Raw genomic sequence first — 6311 nt, forward strand, 5'->3', positions numbered from 1 at the left:
GGCGGGCGTGATCATCGGCTGGCCGCCGCTGTGGCGCCGGGTGCGTCTCGCCGTGACGCTGGTGCACGAGGCCGGGCATGCGCTGGTGGGAGTGCTGTGCGGGCGCCGCTTCACCGGCTTCGTCGTCTCGGGTGATGCCTCGGGCCACGCCGTGACCGTCGGGCCCGTGCGCGGCCTCGGCCGGATCGCCACCACGTGGGCGGGCTATCCGGCGCCGGCGCTCGCGGGCTGCGGCCTGGTCTGGGCGGCCGCGCACGGGTATGCCGCGCCCCTCCTCGCCCTGTTGCTGCTCGGGGAGGTGGTGCTGCTGCCGCGCATCCGGTCCGTGATGACCGGTGTGGTCCTGACCGTCGCCCTGGCGGCGACGGCGTCCGCCTGGTGGTGGCGCGACGACACCGTCCAGGTCCACGCCTTGACGATCCTCGGGCTGGTGCTGCTCGCCGGCGCCTGGCGTGGTTTGGCGGCGGTATGGCAGCGCGGTCGCGCCGGCGACGACCACGCCGTCCTGCGCCGCCTCACCGGGGTCCCGGGCGTCGTATGGCTGCTCAGCTGGGCTCTCGTGTGCGCCGCTGCCACGCTCGTCGCCGCCGGAGAACTCTGATCCGACTACGCACGTGTGTGGGAGCTCGATATCGCGCACATCGGCACGGTAGAAGGCTTCGAAGGCATCGGGATTCCGGCCGAGAGTCCGCACCTGCTCGGTCGTCAGCACCGTCATACCTCCTTGTCCCTACCCCTTGTCGACGCAGACGGCCGGACGTTACATCGTCGGAGCACCGGAGCGGTCGGCGCCGTCCGGCGACGCCGCCACGACGGCGCACTGGGCCGGGTCGAGCCGGACGGCGATGGCCGTCTCGGGCACCTGCGCGGGGGCCCGCACCACGGCGGTGCCGTCGCCGGGGATTCGGACCCGGATCGCGGCATACCCGCGATGGTCGACCTGCTCGACGATCTCGAGCCGCCGCCCGGCCGGGTCGGTCACCAGGCCACCGGGGCCGACGGCGACGAGCTTGTCCCCCAACGGATCCGGGTAGCCGAGTCCGGCGGCCACCCCGGCCGGCAACAGCGGGCTGTAGCCGAGGAAGTGGGCCACGTCCGCGCGTGCCGGATCGCGCCAGACCTCACCCGGCGAGCCGATCTGCGCGATGCGTCCGTCGATGAGCACGGCGACCCGGTCGGCGACGGCGAAGGCCTCGTCCTGGTCGTGCGTGACATAGACCGCCGTCGTCTCGGTCGCCTTCAAGGTTGTGCGCAGCATGCCGACGAGGCGCTCGCGCAGGGCACGATCGAGGGCCGACAGCGGTTCGTCGAGAAGCAGCAGCCGGGGCCGGGGAGCGAGCGAGCGGGCCAGGGCGACCCGTTGCGCCTGTCCACCCGAGAGGGTCGTGATCGCCCGGTGCTCGTAACCGGCGAGCCCGACCAGATGGAGCAACTGGGTCACCCGGGCCTGACGTTCGGCGCGCGGCAGGCCGGCGATGCCGTAGGCGACATTGCCGCCGACATCGCGGTGGGGGAAGAGTTGCCCGTCCTGGAACATCACGCCGAAGCCGCGCTGGTGCACCGGGGTGCGGCTCAGATCCAGTCCGTCCCACGCGACACTGCCGCCGGCAATAGGTTCGAGGCCGGCGATCCCGCGCAGCAGGGAGGACTTGCCGGACCCGGAGGCGCCGAGCAGGGCGATGATCTCGCCCGGTGCGACGTCGAGGTCGATGTGGTCGACCGCGGTCACCGGCCCGAAGCGAACGACGATGTCGCGCACCGACAGGCCGGCCGCGCTCACAGTTCGCTCGCTTCCGCGGGCCGGAGCCGTTCGGCCAGCAGCATGACCACCGCGGTGAGTGTGGTCAGCACCACCGAAGCGGCCAGTGCCGCACCAAAATTCGCCTCGCCCGGTCTGCCGATGAGACGGAAGATCACCACGGGCAGTGTGGGGCGGTCGAGCCGGGCGAGGAATGACGTGGCGCCGAATTCACCGAGCGAGGTGGCCATCGCGAAGCCCGCCGCGAGACCGAGGCCACGCACCAGGAAGGGTCCGTCCACGGTGCGCAGCACTCGGCCCGGACCGGCCCCGAGCGTCGCGGCGGCTTCCCGCTGGCGCGGATCGATGGCCCGCAGCACGGGCAGGATCGAGCGCACCACGAGCGGCAGCGCCACGATCGCCTGGGCGACGGGGATGAGCAGCATCGAGGACCGCAGGTCAAGGGGCGGCCGGTTCAAGGTGATCAGGAAGCCGAAACCCACGGTCACGGCGGACACTCCGAGCGGCAACATGAACGCGGCGTCCAGGGCGCGTAAACCCTTGCGCGCCAACGGATCACGCGGCCGACGACTGACGACGAGGCTGACCAGGGTGCCGAGCACCAGCGCGATGGCCGTCGCCTCGAGGGCGACGACGAGGGAGTTGCGGATCGCCGTCCAGACCGGCACCGGGAGCGACCGGCCCACGGTCGTGCCGAGCGCTCGATAGTGATCGAGGGTCCAGCCCTCACGATCACGCAACGAACGCAGGAGCATCGTCGCCATGGGCAGCGCGAGGACACCGAGCACCGTCGCGCCGGTGACCAGTGTGGCGGCCCAGTCGCGGCGCCACGACCAGGTGTGCTCGCCACTCGCGTCCCCCCGCAATCGCAGCGCGCGCTCCTGCCGGGCACTCGTCCACGACGTCGCCAGCAGCGCGAGCGTCACGACGACCAGCTGAGTGATCGACAGCGCCGCCGCCGCGGGCAGATCGAGCAATTGCGTTGTCTGATACCAGATCTCGGTCTCGATGGTGCTGTAGCGGACGCCGCCGAGGACCATGACGATCCCGAACGCGGACGCGCAGAAGAGGAAGACCAACGTCGTCGCGGAGGCGATCGCCGGCAGGAGCGCCGGCAGGGTCACCGTGCGGAAAGCCCGGGACGGGCTCGCCTCCAGCGCCCGGGCAGCCTCGACCGCCCGCGGATCGAGGCGTGACCACAATCCCCCCACGGTCCGCACCACCACCGAGTAGTTGAAGAAGACGAGCGCGGCGACGATCGCCGGCAGCGACTCCTCCCACCCCAAGAATCCCAACGGGCCGTTCGTCCCGAGCAGCGACAGGAAGGCCACGCCCACGACGACACTCGGCAGCACGAAGGGAACCGTCACGAGCGCCCGCAGCAGCCCACGGCCGGGGAAGCGAACGGCATACAGCAGGTAGGCCCCCGGCACTCCCAGCGCGACCGACACCACGGTGCCGAGCACGGCCAGGGTCAGTGTGGTGCGCAGGATCCGCCACGTGCGCGCGGACGTCAGCACCTCGACCACCGCGCCGAGCGTCGATCCGTCCTCCGAGGCGAACCCGCGCCCGACCAGCGTCGCGACGGGCCACGCGAAGAAGAGCGCGAGGAAGGCCAACGGGATCGCGGCCGCGAGGAGCCAGCCGCACCGCCATACCCACGACGGTCCGCCCCGGGCGCGCCGATCGGCCCGGGCGGGTGCGGTCGAGGTCGTCACGTCAGCGGTCAGCCCAAGACCTCGGCGGTCCAGTCCTTGATCCAGGTCTCACGGTTCGCGCCGATCGTGGCTGCGTCGACCGTGATGGGCTTCGTGGCGAGCGGGGCGAACTTGACCCACTCGGCCGGCAGCTCGACCGAGGAGTCCACGGGATACATGTACATCTGACCGGGAATGTCCGCCTGGACACCCGCCGTGAGCAGGTAATCGATGAACTTCTGTGCGCCCCACTCGTTCTGGCTGCCCTTGAGAATGCCTGCGTACTCGACCTGGCGGAAGCACGTGTCGAGCAGTGCCACCGTGCGCGACTCCTTCGCACCCTCGTCCACCTCGAACGCGGGAGACGTCGCGTAGCTGACGACCAGGGGGCGCGGGCCCTTGCCGGACGAACCGGAGAAGTCCCCGGTGTAGGCCTCGGTCCAGCCCTTGGCCACCTTGACACCGTTGTCCTTCAACGACTTCCAGTAGTCGAGGTAGCCGTTCTCGCCCTTGGCGCCGACGGTGGCGGCGAGGAAGGCCAGGCCGGGAGAGGAGGAAGCGGGATTCTCGACGACGAGGAGATCCTGGTATGCCGGCTTCGCCAGGTCGTCGAGGGTGGCCGGGACGTCCAGCTTCTTGTCGGCGAACCAGCCCTTGTCGGCGTTGACGCACACGTCGCCGTAGTCGATCGGGGTGAGCATCCCCGAGTCGTCCGCCAGCATCGCCTTGGCGGACTCGGGCAGGGCGGCGCCCGGGTACGCACTGAGGACCCCGGCGGTCTCGACCCGGCTCGCGAAGGTGTTGTCCACCCCGAAGACGACATCGCCGAGGGGTGCGTCCTTGGTGAGCACCAGCTGGTTGACCACCGTGCCCGCGTCGCCCGGCGCAACATAGGTGACCTTGATCCCGGTGTCGGACTCGAACTGCTTCTTGACCTCGTCGGAGAGGTTGAACGAGTCATGGGTGACGACGGTGAGGCTGTCCGAGCGGGTCAGTTCCGCGCTCGCGCTCTCCGACGCCGACTCCGACGCGCTAGCTGACCCGCTCTGAGAGGCGGCGGAACTGCTGCTCGAGGTGCCCGCGCTCCCGCCGTCAGAACACGCGGCCAGCAACGCGACGGCGACGGCTCCGGCGCAGGCGGCCCGCGGCATACGGGTGCGTCGTGACGTGATCAGTGTGGTCATGATGACTCCTCCATCAATCTGGAGGGCTCGGCATGTGCCGAGGAGAATCCCGACTCCCTACGCCGGTGCGAACCGGATCAGGTCCGAGGGTCTGCGCTCACGCGCACTCTCAGCGCCCGGTGGCGCTCCCCTGTCTGTGGGGTGAACGCTAGCACCCTCGGCTGCTGTTCCCGCAGGTAGGCGGGAACGGCTGGGGCAGGCGAGCGGATCAGTCGAGATACTGCGCCCGGATCTGCTCGCGCCGGATCTCCCAATTCGCGATGATCCGGTCCATCTCATCAGTCACGAACGCATAGAAGTCCGCCGAATAGCGGAGCCGGCGCCCTGCCGCCGTCTCGAGGCCCACAGCCTCGGCTCCGCGCTGGAGCTGATCGACCAGATAGCCGATGACAGCGGCCTTCTGCAGCGTCACGTCGTGCCAGGTATCGGTATGCAGGACATAGACATCGCGCCGCGTGCCGCGTTCGCGTTCCTTGGTCACGAAGCCGTAGGCCTGCAGGAATGTGATGGCCCCCGACACTGCGGCCCGGCTGACGTGCAGCGCCTCGCAGATCTCCGCCGAGGTCATCCGGCCGTCGTCGTCAGCGAGCAGGACCGCGATCACCCTGGCGGGCAGCCGTTGCATCCCCGCAGCGGTCAGCGTGGCACCGAAGGTCTCGACGAAGGCGGTCACCCGTGACTCGTCGCGACCGCCGCCGCTCGCCTCGTTCCCGCTGCTCGCCTCCGTCATGTCACCGCCTCCTTCACTGCCCCCCGGCCACGTAATGACAGGAGATTAGCAACATTCACAAATTCCTGACACCAGTGGCACTATGGAGGGGTGGCACATGTCATCGATATCGCCGGCCTCGTCAAGACCTTCGGGGCGACCCGGGCGCTGGACGGCCTCGACCTGCAGGTCGAATCCGGTCAGGTGCATGGCTTCCTCGGACCCAATGGTTCGGGCAAGTCCACGACGATCCGGGTCCTGCTCGGTCTGCTCCGCCCGGACAGCGGGACCGCCCGCCTGCTCGGGGGCGACCCGTGGGCCGACGCGCCGGCGCTGCACCGCCGTCTCGCGTACGTCCCGGGCGACGTCTCCCTCTGGCCCAATCTCACCGGCGGCGAGATCATCGACCTGCTCGGCCGGGCCCGCGGCGGACTGGACCAGGCCAAGCGCGCCGATCTGATCGAACGCTTCGACCTCGACCCGACGAAGAAGGGCCGCTCCTATTCCAAGGGCAACCGGCAGAAGGTCGCCCTCGTGGCCGCCCTCGCCTCCGACGTCGAACTGCTCCTGCTCGACGAGCCCACGTCGGGCCTGGACCCACTCATGGAGCGCGTCTTCACCGACATCGTCCGCGAGCGGCGCGATCAGGGCGTCAGTGCACTCCTGTCGAGCCACATCCTCTCCGAGGTCGAGAAGCTCTGCGATCACGTGAGCATCATCCGCGCCGGACGCATCGTCGAGTCGGGTACGCTCTCCCAGCTGCGGCATCTGACCCGCACCCATATCTCGGCCGAATTGGCCTCGCCACCAACGGATCTGACGGCCTTCCCCGGCGCCCACGATGTCGCCGTCGACGGGGACCGGTTCTCCTGCCTCGTCGACAGCGCGCAGGTCGGCGACCTCCTCGCCCGGCTCACGGCGCACGGGGTGCGCTCCCTCACCGCCACTCCGCCGACCCTCGA

General features: G+C 70.1%; 6 protein-coding genes and 1 riboswitch. Of the genes, 2 read left to right on the top strand and 4 right to left on the bottom strand.

All coding sequences use genetic code 11. The annotated features are described in order from the left end of the window. Positions 1–601 (top strand): M50 family metallopeptidase (locus BN11_RS09335; protein WP_048696938.1); only part of this gene is annotated, 601 nt, incomplete at its 5' end. 159 nt (positions 602–760) lie between these two features. On the opposite strand, the gene BN11_RS09340 is transcribed toward BN11_RS09335, so the two are convergent. From BN11_RS09340 to BN11_RS09355, 4 genes are all read right to left on the bottom strand, one after another. Continuing rightward, entirely contained in the window at positions 761–1780 is a 1020-nt protein-coding gene (locus tag BN11_RS09340; protein WP_048696939.1) for an ABC transporter ATP-binding protein, read from the bottom strand. Continuing rightward, positions 1777–3477 (bottom strand): ABC transporter permease, encoded by a 1701-nt coding sequence (locus BN11_RS09345; protein WP_048696941.1) that lies wholly within the window; start codon positions 3475–3477, stop codon positions 1777–1779. Before BN11_RS09345 ends, BN11_RS09340 begins: the two co-directional genes overlap by 4 nt. 8 nt (positions 3478–3485) lie before the next feature. Further along, positions 3486–4640, bottom strand: a complete 1155-nt coding sequence (locus BN11_RS09350) for a thiamine ABC transporter substrate-binding protein (RefSeq protein ID WP_048696943.1) — start codon at positions 4638–4640, stop codon at positions 3486–3488. Positions 4641–4677: 37 nt separating this feature from the next. After that, a riboswitch (TPP riboswitch) is annotated at positions 4678–4782 on the bottom strand. 66 nt (positions 4783–4848) lie between these two features. Next, positions 4849–5370: a GbsR/MarR family transcriptional regulator gene (locus BN11_RS09355; protein WP_048696946.1), complete on the bottom strand. Its 522-nt coding sequence runs from the start codon at positions 5368–5370 to the stop codon at positions 4849–4851. Positions 5371–5460: 90 nt separating this feature from the next. On the opposite strand from BN11_RS09355, the gene BN11_RS09360 reads away from it, so the two are divergent. Beyond that, positions 5461–6311, top strand: an 851-nt coding sequence (locus BN11_RS09360) for an ABC transporter ATP-binding protein (protein WP_048696948.1), incomplete at its 3' end; no start/stop codon positions are given.

The sequence above is a fragment of the Nostocoides australiense Ben110 genome (genome assembly GCF_001050535.1).
GTDB classification, from domain to species: domain Bacteria; phylum Actinomycetota; class Actinomycetes; order Actinomycetales; family Dermatophilaceae; genus Nostocoides_A; species Nostocoides_A australiense.

What these genes read in the sequence shown, in the direction of transcription:
- BN11_RS09355 (WP_048696946.1), bottom strand. Translation starts at nt 5,370, where the DNA reads ATGACGGAGGCGAGCAGCGGGAACGAGGCGAGCGGCGGCGGTCGCGAC.
- BN11_RS09350 (WP_048696943.1), bottom strand. Translation starts at nt 4,640, where the DNA reads ATGACCACACTGATCACGTCACGACGCACCCGTATGCCGCGGGCCGCC.